Source organism: Nigerium massiliense (genome assembly GCF_000826085.1).
In the GTDB taxonomy this organism is placed as follows: Bacteria; Actinomycetota; Actinomycetes; order Propionibacteriales; family Propionibacteriaceae; genus Propioniciclava; species Propioniciclava massiliense.
In genome coordinates this window covers 240,047-255,325 of sequence record NZ_CCYM01000003.1, presented here as the reverse complement: position 1 = coordinate 255,325, position 15,279 = coordinate 240,047, and the positions used below count along the sequence as shown (strand labels likewise).

Below are 15,279 nucleotides of genomic sequence, written 5' to 3'. Positions count from 1 at the left end.
CAACCTAGCGCCCTACGAATGGGTGGGACAGGTTATTCACCCAGGAATTCGGCTACCTTCCGGCGAAGTTCCGGGGCCCGCGGACTTGCGGAAATGATGGCGCGGCCGACAACCGGCAGCACCTGATCGGTCGCGGAGCCGAACAGCGCGGGGAGATCCTCCATGCGTCCGCCCTGGTGCCCGATGCCGGGCACCAGGATCGAACCGTTGAATTCCGAGACGTCGCAGCCCAGGGCCGAGTGCGTCCCGCCGACGACGAGCCCGATGGCCCGGGTGTGCGCGGCGTAGTTCGCCTCCGTCGCGGCGTCGATGATCTGCTGGGCCACCGAGCCCTCGTCGCTGAACGCCAGCTGCACCTGCCCGCCCTCGGGGTTGGAGGTGCGCGCGAGCACGTAAACGCCGCGGTCGTTCTCGAGCGCGCGGTCGAAGGCCGGCTGCAGCGAGCCGAAGCCGAGGTACGGCGAGACGGTGATCGCGTCGCAGCACAGCGGCGCGTCCGGCAGCAGGTAGGCGTCGGCGTAGGCGTCCATGGTCGAGCCGATGTCGCCGCGCTTGACGTCCAGGATGCTCAGCGCCCCGGCGTCCTCGATGTCGCGCAGCAGCCGCTCCAGGACGGCGATGCCGGCCGCGCCGTAGCACTCGAAGAACGCCGACTGTGGCTTGAAGACCGCCACCTGGTCGCCGATCGCCTCGACGATGCCCCGGGCGCAGGACTCCAGCCCGGCGACCGACCGATCGAGGCCCCACGTCTTCAGCACCCCGGGGTGCGGGTCCACGCCGACGCACAGCGCGCCGCGTTCGGCGACGATCTTCGTCAGCCGCTGCCGGTACGTGCTCATGTCAATCCCTCTCCGGCGTCCTAGCCAGGTTCTCGATCCCGCCGATCAGGGCGGGCCCGGCGTAGATGAAGCCGGTGTAGAGCTGGACGAGCTGGGCGCCCGCCTCCAGCATCGCACGGGCGTCGTCGGGCGTCATGATGCCGCCCGACGCGATGATCGGCAGCGCCGTCCGGGCGCGCAGCGCGGTCACGACCTCCAGCGCGCGTGCCGTCAGCGGGCGCCCGGACAGCCCGCCGGTCTCGTCGGCGAGGTGTCGGTCGGCCGGGGCGATCCCCTCGCGGCGCACGGTGGTGTTGGTGGCGATGAGGCCGGACGCCCCGCGCCGCTGGGCCACGTCGACGACGTCGGCCAGGCCGTCGTCCGACAGGTCCGGGGACACCTTGACGAAGATCGGCACCGGCCTCCCGCCGACCGCCAGCGTCCTCGCCTCCTCGACCAGGGCTCCGACCAGCTCGTCGAGCGCCTCGATCTGCTGCAGGTCGCGCAGGCCGGGGGTGTTGGGGCTGGAGACGTTGATCGCCACGTAGTCGGCGTGCGGGGAAACCCAGCGCAGCGACGTCAGGTAGTCGTCGACGGCGTCCGCGACGGGGGTGACCTTGCTCTTGCCGATCGAGATGCCCAGCGGGAGGCCCGCGCGTCCGTTGCCGCGGAAGACGCCCGCGACGGAGAGCCGGTTGGCCAGCGCGAAGGCACCGTCGTTGTTGAAGCCCATGCGGTTGATCAGCGCGCCGCTGTCGGGCAGCCGGAACACCCGGGGCGCCGGGTTCCCGGGTTGCGGGCGGGCCGTCACGGTGCCGAGTTCAGCGAAGGCGAACCCGAGCCGGCGCCACGCCAGGGCGGCGCGGCCATCCTTGTCCATGCCAGCGGCCAGGCCGACGCGGCCGGGGAACGTGATGCCGGCGACCTCGACGGGGTCGGACGCCGCCCGGGTGAGCGCGGCGACGCCCTGGCGGAGCCCGGGAAGGGCCGGCAGCGCGGACAGCGCCCCGATCATCGCGTGGTGGATCTTCTCGGGGTCGCCGCCGCGGGCGCGGAACAGCGCCGGGCGCAGCAGCCGGGCGTAGCCGTCCTCGACGAGGCGGCGGCGATTCGGGTGCTCGGTCATCGGGCGATCTCCTCGTAGCTGTCGCGCAGGTCGTCCTCGTCGGGGGCGACCTCGATGCGCGGGCGGGCGACGTCGTCCAGCAGGACGAAGCGCAGCGCCGACGCGCGGACCTTCTTGTCGCGGTTCATCAGGCGGCGCAGCTCGGGCCAGGCGGCGCGGTCGTAGTCGGTGGGCAGCCCGAGGCGCTCCAGCAGACGACGGTGCCGGCCGACGAGCGCGGCGCCGGCGTGGCCGAGCCGGTGGCTCAGGACGGCGGCGTAGAGAAGCCCGACGCTGACGGCCTGGCCGTGACCCCAGCCGGAGTGCCGCTCGACGGCCAGGCCGAGGGTGTGGCCGTAGTTGAGCACCTCCCGGCCGACGTCGGTGCCCACCGAGGTCGCCTCGCGCAGGTCGGCGCTCGCGATCGCGGTCTTCACCTGGATCGAGCGCGCGATGCCCTCGGCGAGCTCCGGGCGGGCGGGGTCGAACATCGCGGCGGTGCGCGTCTCGAGCAGCTCCAGGGTGGGCGGGTCGGCGACGAGGCCGTGCTTGGCCATCTCCGCCAGACCGCCGCGGAGGGCGTCCGGGTCGCCGGTGAGGTGATCGGTGTCGCACAGGACGGCGATCGGCTCCCAGAACGCGCCGACGGCGTTCTTCGTGCGGCCGACGTTGATGCCCGTCTTGCCGCCGATGGCCGTGTCGACCATGGCGAGCAGGGTGGTCGGGATGCTGACGAAGTCGAGGCCGCGCAGCCAGGTGGCGGCGACGAAGCCGGCCAGGTCGGTGGTCGAGCCGCCGCCGAGCCCGACGACGGCGTCCGCGCGGGTGAAGCCGGCCTCGTCCAGGCGGTGCCAGACGGCGTCCAGCACGGCGGCGCGCTTGGCGTCCTCGCCGTCGGGGACCTCGATCAGGGTCACGTCCGCGTCCGTCGTCTCGACGAGGAGCCCGGCGGCCTCGGCGAGCGGCGCCGGATGCAGCAGAGCGACGCGCTCCCGGCGGCCCAACGCGCGGCCGAGTTCGAACGAGACGCCGCGGCCGACGCGCACCTCATACGGCTTCTCCGCGTTGACGGGGATGACCTCGCCGCCGAACGCGTCGGGCGTGAAGTCGGCGACGTGCGCGGCGATGGAGTCGACGACGGCGTCCACGCCGGCCCGGTCGGTGTCGACGGCGAGGCTGGCCAGCGCCGCGTACGTGCCCGCGCGCTGGGACAGCATGCTGCGCAAGCGCAGCGCCGCGTCCCGGCCGGCGAGCAGCGGACGGTTCTCGTCGTGGCCGATACGGGCGGCGGCGACGGCCGGCGCCACCCGTAGCCAGACGACCGGGTGGCCGCGCAGGGCGTCCGCAACCTGCGGCGTCAGCGGACCACCTCCGCCGAGGCTGAGCACGCCCGGGGTCTGGAGCAGGTCGATCGTGGCGTCACGCTCCAGCGCGCGGAACGCGGGCTCCCCGTCCGCGTCGAAGATCTCCCGGATCGTGCGGCCCTCGCGCCGCTCGACCTCGACGTCGACGTCGTGGTGCGGCAGGCCGAGCTTGGCGGCGAGCATCGGGCCGACGGTCGACTTGCCGGATCCCGACAGCCCGATCAGCGCGATCGCGCTCCCGCGCCCCTTCCGTGCGTGATCTCCGTGCCCGTTCATCGCGCCGAGCCTAGTGGACGGCGCTGCGCGATCCGTCGCGACTCCGGTTCGTGAACCACGGCGTCGCAGGCCGGCGCTCAGAGGTTGTCGTGCACCAGGTCCAGGACGGGCACCAGCTTCTCAACCGGCACCTGGCCGGGGGCCGACGGACGTCCGACCATGCCGAAGGTGGCACACGAGCCGAACACCTCGCCCGCCAGGCGCGACACGACGCCGACGCCCGACATGGCCATGGTCAAGACCACCTGGTTGCTCAGCGCCTTGCGCATCTCCCACGTCGCCTGCAGCAGCGTCAGCACGTCCCCGGCGTCGGCCGGCATCACGGCCGCCTTCGACACCGCGCAGCCGCGCTCGGCCATGGTCTCGAGGTGGCCCACCAGCTCGTGGACGGGCGGGGTGCCGTCGAAGCGGTGGAAGCTGCCCACCACCGGCACGCCGACCTTCCGCGCGGCGGCGATCACCGCGTCCCCGGCGGCTTGGTCGAAGAGGAGCTCGACGTCGACGGCGTCCACCAGCCCGGACTCCACGAGCGCGATGTTCAGCGACGCGTAGGCGTCCGGCTCGATCGACTGCAGCCCACCCTCGGCGGCCGTGCGGAACGTGAACAGGACCGGCACATCGCCGAGGACCCCGCGCAACCGGCGAGCCGCGGCGAGCACGTCCTCCGGGTCGGGGGCGTCGGGAAGGTAGTCCGCCCGCCACTCGACGATGTCGACATCGTCGCGGCCCGCCAGCGCGGACGCCTGCTCGACCAGCTCGTCCGCGCTCTCCCCCGTGATCGGGACGATCACCTTGGTGCGGCCCTCGCCGAGGGTCACCGATCCGAACGCCACCGTTGCCATGTCTGTCCCTCGCCTCCGCCGCGGCGTCGCACCGCCGCGGTCGAGGCTCAGGCTACTCCGCGAGCTCGGCGCGGACGTCGGCGGCCCACTCCTGCAGCGAGCGGACGGTGACCTCGCCGTTCTTCGCGGCCTCGATGCCCTGGACGGCCGCCGACAGGCCCTGCACCGTGGTGATGCACGGGATGTCCATGTAGATGGCCGCCGAGCGGATCGACCAGCCGTCCCGACGCGGCGAGCCCTCCGCGCTGGAGCCTTGGGGCGTGTTGAAGACGATGTCGATCTCGCCGTCGAGGATGCCCTGGACGACCGTCTTGGTGCCGTCGGCGCCGGGGCCCTGGTGCTCCTTGCGGTAGACGGTGACATCGATGCCGTGCCTACGCAGCACCTGCGCGGTGCCGGCGGTCGCGGCGATGCGGAAGCCGAGGTCGGCCAGCCGCTTCACCGGGAAGATCGCGTGCCGCTTGTCCCGGTTCGCGACCGAGACGAACGCGGTGCCGGTGGTGGGCAGGCCGCCGTAGCTGCCGGTCTGGGACTTGGCGAAGGCGGTGCCGAACAGGGAATCGAGCCCCATCACCTCGCCCGTCGACTTCATCTCGGGGCCGAGCAGCGAGTCGACCGAGACGCCCTCGGGCGTCCGGAAGCGGTTCCACGGCATCACGGCCTCCTTGACCGCGACCGGGGCGCTGTCGAGCGACGTCGTCCCGTCGCCGTGCCGGCGCAGCATGCCGTCCCCACGCAGCGCGGCGATGGACTGGCCGAGCATGATGCGCGCGGCCGCCTTCGCGAGCTGGGTGTCGGTCGCCTTCGAGACGAACGGCACGGTGCGGGACGCCCGCGGGTTCGCCTCGAGCACGTAGAGCACGTCGCCCTGCAGCGCGTACTGGATGTTGATCAGGCCCAGCACGCCGATGCCGCGGGCGATGGCCTCGGTCGAGACGCGGATGCGGTCGATGACCTCCTTGCCCAGCGTGATCGGCGGCAGCGAACACGCCGAGTCGCCGGAGTGGATGCCGGCCTCCTCGATGTGCTCCATCACGCCGCCGAGGTACAGCTCGGTGCCGTCGAAGAGCGCGTCCACGTCGATCTCGATCGCGTCGTCGAGGAAGCGGTCGACCAACACCGGCTGCTGGGGCGTGATGAACGTGGCCCGGTTGATGTAGCCGGTCAGCGCCTCGTCGTCGTAGACGATCTCCATGCCGCGTCCGCCCAGCACGTACGAGGGCCGCACGAGCACCGGGTAGCCGATGCCGTTGGCGATCTCGATGGCCTGCTCGGCCGACTGCGCCATGCCGTACTTCGGCGCGGGCAGCTCGGCGGCGGCCAGCACGTCGCCGAACGCGCCCCGCTCCTCGGCCAGGTCGATGGCCTCGGGCGACGTGCCGACGATCGGGACGCCGTTGGCCTTCAGCGCCGCGGCCAGCTTGAGCGGGGTCTGCCCACCGAGCTGGACGATGACACCGGCGATCGGCCCGTGGTCGAACTCGGCGTGGTAGACCTCGAGGACGTCCTCCAGCGTCAGCGGCTCGAAGTAGAGCCGGTCGGAGGTGTCGTAGTCGGTCGAGACGGTCTCGGGGTTGCAGTTGACCATGACGGTCTCGTAGCCGGCCTCGCGCAGGGTCATCGCGGCGTGCACGCAGCTGTAGTCGAACTCGATGCCCTGGCCGATGCGGTTGGGACCGGAGCCGAGGATGAGGACGGCTGGCTTCTCGCGGCGAGCGACCTCGTCCTCCTCGTCGTAGGTCGAGTAGTGGTACGGCGTCGCGGCGGCGAACTCGGCCGCGCAGGTGTCGACGGTCTTGAAGACCGGGTTCACCCCGAGCGCCCAGCGGACGCCGCGGACGACCTCGTCGCTGGTGTTGCGCAGCGTGCCGATCTGCGCGTCCGACAGACCCATCCTCTTGGCGCGGCGCAGCAGGACGGGGTCCATGTTGTAGGACTCTTGCAGCGCCCTGGCCGCCTGGAAGATCTGCACGAGCTGGTCGCAGAACCACGGGTCGATGCCGGTGGCCTCGTGGACGTCGGCGACGCTCGCGCCGGCGCGGATGGCGTCCATCACCTTGTTGAGCCGCCGGTCGTGCGGACGGGAGGCCTGGCGCAGGTACTCCTCGCGGGAGTGCCGCAGCTCCGAGGTGAAGTCGAAGGGGGCGCGCGGGTCCTCCAGGGAGCGCAGCGCCTTGCCGAGCGCTTCGGGGAACGTGCGGCCGATCGCCATGGCCTCGCCGACCGACTTCATGTGGGTGGTCAGCGTGTCGTCGGCCGTCGGGAACTTCTCGAACGTGAAGCGCGGCACCTTCACCACCACGTAGTCGAGCGTCGGCTCGAAGGACGCCGGGGTCTCGCGGGTGATGTCGTTGGGGATCTCGTCCAGCGTGTAGCCCACCGCGACCTTCGCCGCGATCTTCGCGATCGGGAAACCCGTCGCCTTGGACGCCAGCGCCGAGCTGCGCGAGACCCGCGGGTTCATCTCGATCACGATCATGCGCCCGGTCTCGGGCTCGATCGCGAACTGGATGTTGCAGCCGCCGGTGTCGACGCCCACCTCGCGGATGATCGCGATGCCGACGTCACGCATCTGCTGGTACTCGCGGTCGGTCAGGGTCATCGCGGGCGCGACGGTGATCGAGTCGCCGGTGTGGACGCCCATGGGATCGACGTTCTCGATGGAGCACACGATCACGACGTTGTCCGCCCTGTCGCGCATGACCTCGAGCTCGTACTCCTTCCACCCGATGATCGACTCCTCGACCAGCACCTCCGTCACCGGGGAGGCCGCCAGGCCGATCTGCGCCATCTCGCGGAGTTCGGCCTCGTCGTAGGCGATGCCCGAGCCGACGCCGCCCATCGTGAAGGACGGGCGCAGCACGATCGGGTAGCCGAGGTCACCCACGGCGTCCATGATCTCGTCGAGGGTGTGGCAGATCACCGAACGAGCAGACTCGGGACGGGCGCCCGGGACGTCCAGCCCGGCGACGATCTCCTTGAAGCGCTCCCGGTCCTCGCCCTTGTGGATGGCCTCGAAGTTGGCGCCGATCATCTCCACGCCGTACCGCTCCAGGACGCCGTTGTCGTGCAGCGCGACGGCCGCGTTCAGCGCGGTCTGACCGCCGAGGGTCGCGAGGATGGCGTCGGGTCGTTCCTTGGCGATGACCCGCTCGACGAACTCCGGGGTGATCGGCTCGATGTAGGTCGCGTCGGCGAACTCGGGGTCGGTCATGATCGTGGCCGGGTTGCTGTTCACGAGGACGACGCGGAAGCCCTCCTCGCGCAGCACGCGGCACGCCTGGGTGCCGGAGTAGTCGAACTCGCAGGCCTGGCCGATGACGATGGGCCCCGACCCGATGACGAGGATCGAGGAGATATCGGTACGGCGGGGCATCAGGCGTCCTTTCCGGCGCTGTGGCCGTCCTGGTGAGCGGTCATCACGGCGCAGAAGCGATCGAACAGGTAAGCCGAATCGTGCGGGCCTGCCGCCGCTTCGGGGTGGTACTGGACGGAGAAACCCGCCACCGCGCCGTCGCGGGTGAGCTCCAAGCCCTCCACGACGTCGTCGTTGAGGCAGACGTGGCTGACCCGGACGTCGCCCCAGCGGGTGGTGGTGGTCTCCCCCAGGGGCGCGTCGACGGCGAAGCCGTGGTTGTGCGCGGTGATCTCGACCCGGCGCGTGGCCAGGTCCATCACCGGCTGGTTGATGCCGCGGTGTCCGTACTTCAGCTTGAACGTGCCGAAGCCGAGCGTGCGGCCGAAGATCTGGTTGCCGAAGCAGATGCCGAAGTACGGCAGGTCGGCGTCCAGCACGTCCGTGAGCAGCGCGACCGCGTCGTCGGCGGTGGCCGGGTCGCCCGGGCCGTTGGAGAAGAACACTCCGTCGGGGCCCAGCGCCGTGATGTCGTCGATCGTCGAGCCGGCGGGCAGCACGTGCACCTCGATGCCGCGCCGGGACAACAGCTCCGGCGTCATCTCCTTGATGCCGAGATCGATCGCGGCGACCGTGAAGCGCTTCTCACCCTGGGCGGGAACGACGACGGGCTCGGCGACGGTGACCTCGTCCACGAGATTCGCCCCGGCCATCGCCGGCTGCTGCAGGACGCGTTCGCGCAGCTTGTCGGGGTCGGTCTCCACCGTGGACAGGCCCACCCGCATGGCGCCGCGCTCGCGCAGGTGCCGGGTGAGCGCACGCGTGTCGACGCCGGTGACGCCGACGACGCCCTGAGCCTTCAGCTCGTCGCCCAGGTCGCGCTTGGCTCGCCAGTTCGAGCTGATGCGGGACGCCTCGCGCACCACGAAGCCGGCCACCCAGATCCGCCGGGACTCGTCGTCCTCGTCGTTCCAGCCGGTGTTGCCGATCTGCGGGGCCGTCGCGATGACGACCTGGCGGCGGTAGCTGGGATCGGTGAGCGTCTCCTCGTAACCCGTCATGCCGGTCGCGAAGACGGCCTCCCCGAACGCCTCGCCCGGGGCGCCGAACGACTCCCCGCGGAAGGTTCGGCCGTCCTCGAGGACGAGCAGCGCAGGGACGGGTTGAGGTGAGTTCATGGTGATCCTTCCTGGCCCGCCGCGCGGGGAATACGGGCGCCGGTCAAACGATCTGAGCCTACCAGCGGGACCGTCGTTGCCCGGCGAGCGTTCACCCCGCGGCGCGGGGCTCACCGAAGGGGGTGAACCCGGCGCTGCCGCCGCGCTCCTGGACTGACGGCGGTGCGGGGGCGAGGGGCGATCCGGAGGGCACGATGAGAATCTTGGTCGTCGAGGACGAGCCCCAACTCGCCCAGACGATGGCCTACCCCCTCGAGGGCGAGGGTCATCAGATCGTGCGGGCCGGAACGGCCGCGGACGCCGTCCGCTCGCTCGACTTCGACGCCCCGGACCTGCTCGTCCTCGACCTGGGGCTGCCCGACCAGGACGGCCTGGAGGTGCTGCGCCACCTCCGGCGGGGCTCGCCGTCCCTGCCCGTGCTCGTCGTCAGCGCCCGCGCGCTCGTGGACGACCGCGTCCGGGCGCTCGACCTCGGGGCGGACGACTACCTCACCAAGCCCTTCTCCCTGGACGAGTTCCTCGCCCGCGTCCGGTCGCGGCTGCGGGCCCCGGGGCAGCCCACCGCCGCGGAGCCGCGCGTCGGGCCGACGGTGGTCGACCTGCGCACCCGCGAGGTCGTGCGCGCGGACGTCTCCTCCGACCTCACCGCGCGGGAGTACAGCCTGCTCGTGCACCTGATGCGCCACCCCGGACAGGTGCTCAGCCGCGGTCAGCTGCTCGACGGGGTGTGGGGCCCCGGCTACGACACGGACACGAAGGTCGTGGACGTCTACGTCGGCTACCTGCGCCGCAAGCTCACGCGCCCCGGCCTCGCCGACCCCATCGAAACGCTGCGTCACGCCGGCTACCGGTTCCGGAGCGACGGGTGAGCCGGGTGAGGCGGACGCACTCGTTGTGGGTCCAGCTGTCGTCGTCGCCGCGCTCCTCGGCCTGCTCACGCCGCTGGCGGCCCTCGCCTTGGTCACCCAGGCCACCGACCAGCGCCTCGTCGCGCTGTTGGACGCCGACCTCGACACCCAGGCCCGCGAGTGGGGTCGTTACCGCGCGGGCATCCGCGTGTCCGATCCCGCGGCGCTCTGCCGGGCCGCGACCACGTGGCTGGGACAGCAGCGGGACCACCCGGCCAGCCAGTTGCAGCTGATCCAGTGCGGCGACGCCGGGCTGGTCGCCAACCACCCCGACCTGGAGGCGCGGGCCCGCGAGGCTGCGCCGGCCCCCGCCCAGGGCGATCGCCCCTGGCTCCTCCGGGCGCCCGACGGCTTTTCGGTCGCGACGCTGGGCACGGGCGAGGAGCTTCGCGTGCTGTCGGTGCCCGTGATGGACGGCGACCGCCGCCTGGGCACCTTACGGATCGCGGACTCCCTGCTGCCCGTCTCCCGCATGCGCGGCTCGCTGCGCTGGATCGCGCTCGGCACCGGCGTGCCCCTGTCGCTGCTCGCCGCCGGGCTGCTGGCCCTCCTCGCCCACCGGCTCACCCGTCCGCTGCGCCGGGTCGCGGACGTCGCCGCCGACGTCGCCGCGGGCGACCTGACGCAGCGTTCCTCGGTGCGCGAGGGCGCCAGCGAGGTGGTCGCCGTCAGCGCGTCGTTCGACGCGATGCTCGACCGCGTCGAGGAGAGCCGGGACCGCGAGCGCCGCTTCGTCTCGTCCGCGTCGCACGAATTACGGACGCCTCTTTCCGTGCTGCGCATGGGGGCCGAGTCCCTCGAGCGGTTCCAGGGCATCGAGACCGGACGCCTCGTCCGGCAGGTCGACACCCTGAACGCCCCCGTGAGCGACCTGTCAAGTACGCCAACTTCGCCAAGCAGGCCCGCAAGGACGGCTACCCGAAGGTCGCCGAGCTGTTCGCGAAGACCTCCACGTTCGAGTTCCGCGAGCACTACTCCGAGGAGGCCAACATGGTCGGCCTCGTCGGGTCGGTCAAGAAGGATCTCCGCGACGCCATCAAGGGCGAGCGCCACAACATCCGGATGTACTCCTCCTACGCCCGGCAGGCCACGAAGGACCGCGACAAGGTGACCGCCGCGGTGTTCCGCGACATCGCCTCGGACGAGGTGTCCCACCTCAAGCACTTCAAGGCGGCTCTCCGGCACGTCAAGTGAGCGTCCCGCCCCGCTGATCGCGGACGGCCGACGGCCCGGCTCCTCGCAAGGGGGCCGGGCCGTCGTGGTTCGTGGCCACCGCGGAGCGGCGATGCGGGTGCGTCGCCGCGGGCCGCCGTCAGGGGGCGGGCTGGACAGGGTCGTCCCAGTCGTCGCCCGCCTCGGGGTCGTCGGCCGCGTCGTCCTCCTCGGGACCGTCGCCGGTTCTCCGGCCGCCGAGCGGGTAGGTCTCGCGCAGCGTGGCGAGGGCCTTGCCGAGGACGCCGTTCAGGAAGGACGGCGAGTCGTCGGTGGACAGCTCGCGCGCCAGCCCGACGGCCTCGTTGACGGCGATCTCGGGCGCCAGGTCGGTGAAGAACATCTCGTACACAGCGATCCGGGCGAGGTTGCGGTCCACGCGCGGCATCCGCTCCAGCGACCAGCCGGCCGAGAGGCTCTCCGCGATGATGCGGTCGATCTCCTCGCGGTCGGCGGCGACGCCCTCCACGATCTCGGACGTGAACGGGCGCACGGGCGGCTCGCCGGCGGCCACCCGCGCGGCCAGGGTGCCGATGGCCTCGTCGTCGCGCAGGTCGGCCTCGAACAGGATGTCGAGGGCGCGCTTGCGCGCTTTCGTGCGGGTGCCGTAGTGGTGACGCTGGTCGGCCACCCTCAGACCCGACCGAGGTAGCTGCCGTCGCGGGTGTCGACCTTGACCCGCTCGCCCGTCGTGAGGAACAGCGGGACGTTGATCTGCTTGCCCGTCTCGAGCGTCGCCGGCTTGGTGCCGCCGGTGCTGCGGTCGCCCTGCAGACCGGGCTCGGTGTAGGTGATCTCCAGCTCGACCGAGGCCGGCAGGTCGATGTAGAGGGGGGTGCCCTCGTGCAGCGCGACGGTGGCGAGCTGGTTCTCCAGCAGGTAGTCCTTGGCGTCGCCGACGGTCTCGTCCGGGATCGGCAGCTGGTCGAAGGTCGCGGTGTCCATGAAGACGAACGCCGAGCCGTCGTGGTAGAGGTACTGCATCTCGCGACGGTCGACGGTCGCGGTGTCGACCTTGGTGTCGGAGTTGAAGGTCTTGTCGACGACCTTGCCCGTCAGGACGTGCTTGAGCTTGGTGCGCACGACGGTGTTGCCCTTGCCCGGCTTGTGATGCTGGAACCACAGCACCTGCCACAGCTGGCCGTCGAGGTCGAGGACCATGCCGTTCTTCAGATCGTTCGTGGAAGCCACGGTTATGCCTTTCGCCGGGGAATCTGCTCCAGCGGGCAAGTCTAGCGAGACTTGTCCTGCCCCGGAAAACCGGGCCGCCCCTCCCGCAGCTCGCCGAGCAACCGGTAGCGCTCGACCGCGTGCGGCAGAGCAACCTCGTCCATGGCCTCGGCCACCCGAGCGGCGTCCGCGTCGCCCGTCGCGCGCAGGCCCGCCGCGATGCCCTCGACGTCGGCGGGAGCCTTGTTCTGCGACAGCTTGGCCTTGCCTACGACGCGGGTGAGCCGCAGCTCGAGCCCCACGATGGCGCGCAGCATGCGGGCGAAGCCGTCGGCGTCCACGAGCGCGGTGTCGAAGCCGTGCCGGGCGGAGACCTCGCGGACGACCCGTGCCGTCCAGTCGGCGTCGTCGTGGACGATCAGGTCGCCGTAGGCGTGCACGGTGACGTAGTTCCAGGTGGGGACGCCGGGGTTGTCGGCGTAGGACGCGAGCCAGGGCGGGGCGACGTAGGCGTCCGGGCCGGAGCAGATCGCCAGCGCATCGCCCAGGTGCGGACGCTGCCACACGTCGTTGGTGCGGGTCACGTGGAACAGCAGCGAGCCCAGCCCGTCGCCGTCCGGGCGGTGCAGCACGGGCAACAGGGTCGCGGCCGGCCCGTCGGGGTGCGCGGTGACGAGCTCGGCGGTCTCGGCGGCGGTCAGCAGTTCGACGGCCTGCTCGGTCGTCATCGAGAAGTGGCGCGGGACGTACACGGCTCAGCCCTCGATCCGGGCGAACGCGTCGCGCAGCGCGTCCTCGGGCGGGGCGAGCGCGATGCCGGGGTCGGCGACGGCGTCCAGCACCACGAACCGCAGCACCGAACCCCGGGTCTTCTTGTCCAGGCTCATCGCCGCGCGCAGGTCGTCCCACGCGCCGCTGGAGTACGTCGTCGGCAGGCCAAGCGAGGCCAGCACGTCGCGGTGCCGGGCGACGACGGCGGCGTCCAGGCGGCCGAGGGCGGCGGACAGCTCGGCGGCGAACACCATGCCGACGCCGACGGCGTCGCCGTGACGCCAGCGGTAGCGCTCGTGACGCTCGATCGCGTGGCCGAGCGTGTGGCCGTAGTTGAGGACCTCGCGGCCGATGTCCTTGCCGACGGACGTCGTCTCGCGCAGATCGGCCGACACCACGGCGGACTTCACCCGGATCGCCCGGTCGACCACCTCGACGAGCGCGTCCGAGCGGGGGTCGAGGACCGCCTGAGGACCGGCCTCGACGACGTCCAGGATGCGCGGGTCGGCGATGAAGCCGGCCTTGACGACCTCGGCGAGTCCGGCGGCGAGGTCGCGGGCCGGCAGGGTGTCGAGCAGGTCGAGGTCGCACAGCACGGCGCCGGGCTCGTGGAACGCGCCGACGAGGTTCTTGCCGGCCGGGACGTTGATGCCTGTCTTGCCGCCGACGGCGGCGTCCACCATGCCCAACACGGTGCTGGGCACGGCGACGTAGGCCACGCCGCGCAGCCAGGTGGCGGCGACGAAGCCGGCCAGATCGGTGGTCGCTCCCCCGCCGAGGCCGACGACGGCGTCCGAGCGGGTGAAGCCGGCCTCGGCGAGCCGCCCCCAGCACTGCTCGAGGACGCCCGCGGTCTTGGCGCCCTCGGCGTCCGGCACCTCGATCAGGGTCGTGCGGCGGCCGAGCTGCGCGGCGAGCGCCCGGGCCCGATCGGCCAGGACGGCGGGGTGGAGGAGGGCGACGCGCTCGGCGGCCCCGAGGTGGTCGCCGAGCGTGGCCGAGACGCCACGCCCGACGACGACGTCGTAGGGGCGCTCCGCGTGGACGGCGATGGTGCTCATGACCGGGCTCCTCAGGCGAGGCCGCGCTCGGCCAGCCGGGCCAGGTAGGCGGCGTGGTTGCGGCGCACCTCGTCGAGGGAGTCGCCGCCGAACTTCTCCAGCGTCAACTCGGCCAGCACCAAAGCGACCATCGCCTCCGCGACGACGCCCGCGGCCGGCACGGCGCACACGTCGGAGCGCTGGTGATGCGCGGTGGCGGGCTCGCCGGTGGCGACGTCGACGGTGCGCAGCGCGCGCGGCACGGTCGCGATGGGCTTCATCGCCGCCCGGACGCGGAGCGGCTGGCCGTTGCTCATGCCGCCCTCGGTGCCGCCGGAGCGGTTCGACAGCCGGCCGATGCCGTCGGCGCCGGGGACGATCTCGTCGTGCGCCCGCGAGCCTCGGGTGCGGGCCAGCTCGAAGCCGTCGCCGACCTCGACGCCCTTGAACGCCTGGATGCCCATCAGCGCGCCGGCGAGCTTGCCGTCCAGGCGGCGGTCGCCCGCGCTGTGGCTGCCGATGCCCACCGGGACGCCGTAGGCGATGACTTCGACGACGCCGCCGAGGGTGTCGCCGTCGGACTTGGCCGCGGCGATCTCGTCCAGCATGCGTGCCGACGCGTCCGGGTCGAAGCAGCGCACCGGGTCGGCGTCCACGGCGGCGAGGTCGTCGGGGCCGGGCTGCGTGCCCGGCGCCGCCTTGACGGTGCCGAGCTCGACGACGTGGCTGACGATGCGGATGCCGAAGGCCTGCTCCAGGAAATTCGCGCACACCCGGCCGAGGGCGACCCGCGCGGCGGTCTCGCGGGCGGAGGCGCGCTCCAGGATCGGGCGGGCCTCGTCCCAGTCATACTTGGCCATGCCGGCCAGGTCGGCGTGCCCGGGACGCGGCCGTGTCAGCGGGGCGTTACGCGCAAGCTCCGCCAGGACGTCGTCGTCGACGGCGTCGGGCGCCATGACCTGCTCCCACTTCGGCCACTCGGTGTTGCCCACCATGATCGCGACCGGCGAGCCTAGCGTCTCGCCGTGCCGGATGCCGGCGAGCAGCGTGACCTCGTCCGCCTCGAACTTCATCCGCGCCCCGCGTCCGACGCCGAGCCGCCGCCGGGCCAGCGACTCACCGATGTCGTCCGTGGCCACGCGCACGTGCGCCGGCAGCCCCTCGATGGTGGCGACCAGCGCGCGGCCGTGGGACTCCCCTGCGGTCAGATAGCGAAGCATGCCGTCCAGTGTCGCAGAGC

General features: G+C 72.2%; 13 protein-coding genes and 1 pseudogene. 3 read left to right on the top strand and 11 right to left on the bottom strand.

What is annotated here, in order from left to right; genetic code table 11:
* Window positions 1-32: 32 nt before the first annotated feature.
* The 6 genes from pyrF to carA form a co-directional block, all read right to left on the bottom strand.
* Complete coding sequence (gene pyrF / locus BN1187_RS07535) at window positions 33-839, bottom strand: orotidine-5'-phosphate decarboxylase (RefSeq protein ID WP_040160593.1); 807 nt, start codon at window positions 837-839, stop codon at window positions 33-35.
* A gap of 1 nt (window position 840) precedes the next feature.
* The gene (locus tag BN1187_RS07530; protein ID WP_040160590.1) at window positions 841-1,944 is read right to left on the bottom strand and encodes a quinone-dependent dihydroorotate dehydrogenase; all 1,104 of its coding nucleotides are present in this window, start codon (window positions 1,942-1,944) and stop codon (window positions 841-843) included.
* Window positions 1,941-3,563 (bottom strand): iron-containing alcohol dehydrogenase, encoded by a 1,623-nt coding sequence (locus BN1187_RS07525; protein ID WP_040160588.1) that lies wholly within the window; start codon window positions 3,561-3,563, stop codon window positions 1,941-1,943. Before BN1187_RS07525 ends, BN1187_RS07530 begins: the two co-directional genes overlap by 4 nt.
* Before the next feature lie 77 nt (window positions 3,564-3,640).
* Window positions 3,641-4,405, bottom strand: a complete 765-nt coding sequence (aroD, locus tag BN1187_RS07520) for a type I 3-dehydroquinate dehydratase (RefSeq protein ID WP_040160585.1) — start codon at window positions 4,403-4,405, stop codon at window positions 3,641-3,643.
* 52 nt (window positions 4,406-4,457) lie between these two features.
* Entirely contained in the window at window positions 4,458-7,781 is a 3,324-nt protein-coding gene (gene carB, locus BN1187_RS07515; protein WP_040160583.1) for a carbamoyl-phosphate synthase large subunit, read from the bottom strand.
* Window positions 7,781-8,938, bottom strand: a complete 1,158-nt coding sequence (carA, locus tag BN1187_RS07510) for a glutamine-hydrolyzing carbamoyl-phosphate synthase small subunit (protein WP_040160580.1) — start codon at window positions 8,936-8,938, stop codon at window positions 7,781-7,783. The genes carB and carA overlap by 1 nt, the downstream gene beginning before the upstream one ends.
* Window positions 8,939-9,132: 194 nt before the next feature.
* On the opposite strand from carA, the gene BN1187_RS07505 reads away from it, so the two are divergent.
* The 3 genes and pseudogenes from BN1187_RS07505 to BN1187_RS15095 all read left to right on the top strand — a co-directional run bounded on the left by BN1187_RS07505 (window position 9,133) and on the right by BN1187_RS15095 (window position 11,040).
* A complete protein-coding gene (locus BN1187_RS07505) occupies window positions 9,133-9,807 on the top strand; it encodes a response regulator transcription factor (RefSeq protein ID WP_040160577.1) in 675 nt (224 codons plus the stop codon).
* Window positions 9,808-10,255: 448 nt separating this feature from the next.
* Window positions 10,256-10,684 (top strand): annotated as a pseudogene (locus BN1187_RS15100) (HAMP domain-containing protein); the annotation flags it as partial.
* 152 nt (window positions 10,685-10,836) lie between these two features.
* Entirely contained in the window at window positions 10,837-11,040 is a 204-nt protein-coding gene (locus BN1187_RS15095; protein WP_082034593.1) for a ferritin family protein, read from the top strand.
* Window positions 11,041-11,158: 118 nt separating this feature from the next.
* Here the strand turns inward: BN1187_RS15095 and nusB are convergent, their stop codons facing one another.
* The 5 genes from nusB to aroC are packed head-to-tail and all read right to left on the bottom strand — an operon-like array spanning window position 11,159 to window position 15,259.
* Window positions 11,159-11,689, bottom strand: a complete 531-nt coding sequence (gene nusB / locus BN1187_RS07490; protein WP_072042015.1) for a transcription antitermination factor NusB — start codon at window positions 11,687-11,689, stop codon at window positions 11,159-11,161.
* A 2-nt stretch (window positions 11,690-11,691) separates the two neighbouring features.
* Window positions 11,692-12,249, bottom strand: coding sequence for an elongation factor P (gene efp, locus BN1187_RS07485; protein WP_072042014.1), 558 nt, complete (start codon window positions 12,247-12,249; stop codon window positions 11,692-11,694).
* A 41-nt stretch (window positions 12,250-12,290) separates the two neighbouring features.
* Window positions 12,291-12,980: an FMN-binding negative transcriptional regulator gene (locus BN1187_RS07480; protein ID WP_052462482.1), complete on the bottom strand. Its 690-nt coding sequence runs from the start codon at window positions 12,978-12,980 to the stop codon at window positions 12,291-12,293.
* A gap of 3 nt (window positions 12,981-12,983) precedes the next feature.
* Window positions 12,984-14,060: a 3-dehydroquinate synthase gene (gene aroB, locus BN1187_RS07475; protein ID WP_040160573.1), complete on the bottom strand. Its 1,077-nt coding sequence runs from the start codon at window positions 14,058-14,060 to the stop codon at window positions 12,984-12,986.
* An 11-nt stretch (window positions 14,061-14,071) separates the two neighbouring features.
* The gene (gene aroC, locus BN1187_RS07470) at window positions 14,072-15,259 is read right to left on the bottom strand and encodes a chorismate synthase (protein WP_040160571.1); all 1,188 of its coding nucleotides are present in this window, start codon (window positions 15,257-15,259) and stop codon (window positions 14,072-14,074) included.
* Window positions 15,260-15,279: the final 20 nt, after the last annotated feature.

Bases quoted from the DNA above. Each gene is read 5' to 3' on its own strand.
- aroD (WP_040160585.1), bottom strand. From the start codon at position 4,405: ATGGCAACGGTGGCGTTCGGATCGGTGACCCTCGGCGAGGGCCGCACC.
- carA (WP_040160580.1), bottom strand. From the start codon at position 8,938: ATGAACTCACCTCAACCCGTCCCTGCGCTGCTCGTCCTCGAGGACGGC.
- carB (WP_040160583.1), bottom strand. From the start codon at position 7,781: ATGCCCCGCCGTACCGATATCTCCTCGATCCTCGTCATCGGGTCGGGG.
- BN1187_RS07530 (WP_040160590.1), bottom strand. From the start codon at position 1,944: ATGACCGAGCACCCGAATCGCCGCCGCCTCGTCGAGGACGGCTACGCC.
- pyrF (WP_040160593.1), bottom strand. From the start codon at position 839: ATGAGCACGTACCGGCAGCGGCTGACGAAGATCGTCGCCGAACGCGGC.
- aroC (WP_040160571.1), bottom strand. From the start codon at position 15,259: ATGCTTCGCTATCTGACCGCAGGGGAGTCCCACGGCCGCGCGCTGGTC.
- BN1187_RS07525 (WP_040160588.1), bottom strand. From the start codon at position 3,563: ATGAACGGGCACGGAGATCACGCACGGAAGGGGCGCGGGAGCGCGATC.
- BN1187_RS15095 (WP_082034593.1), top strand. From the start codon at position 10,837: ATGGTCGGCCTCGTCGGGTCGGTCAAGAAGGATCTCCGCGACGCCATC.
- BN1187_RS07505 (WP_040160577.1), top strand. From the start codon at position 9,133: ATGAGAATCTTGGTCGTCGAGGACGAGCCCCAACTCGCCCAGACGATG.
- aroB (WP_040160573.1), bottom strand. From the start codon at position 14,060: ATGAGCACCATCGCCGTCCACGCGGAGCGCCCCTACGACGTCGTCGTC.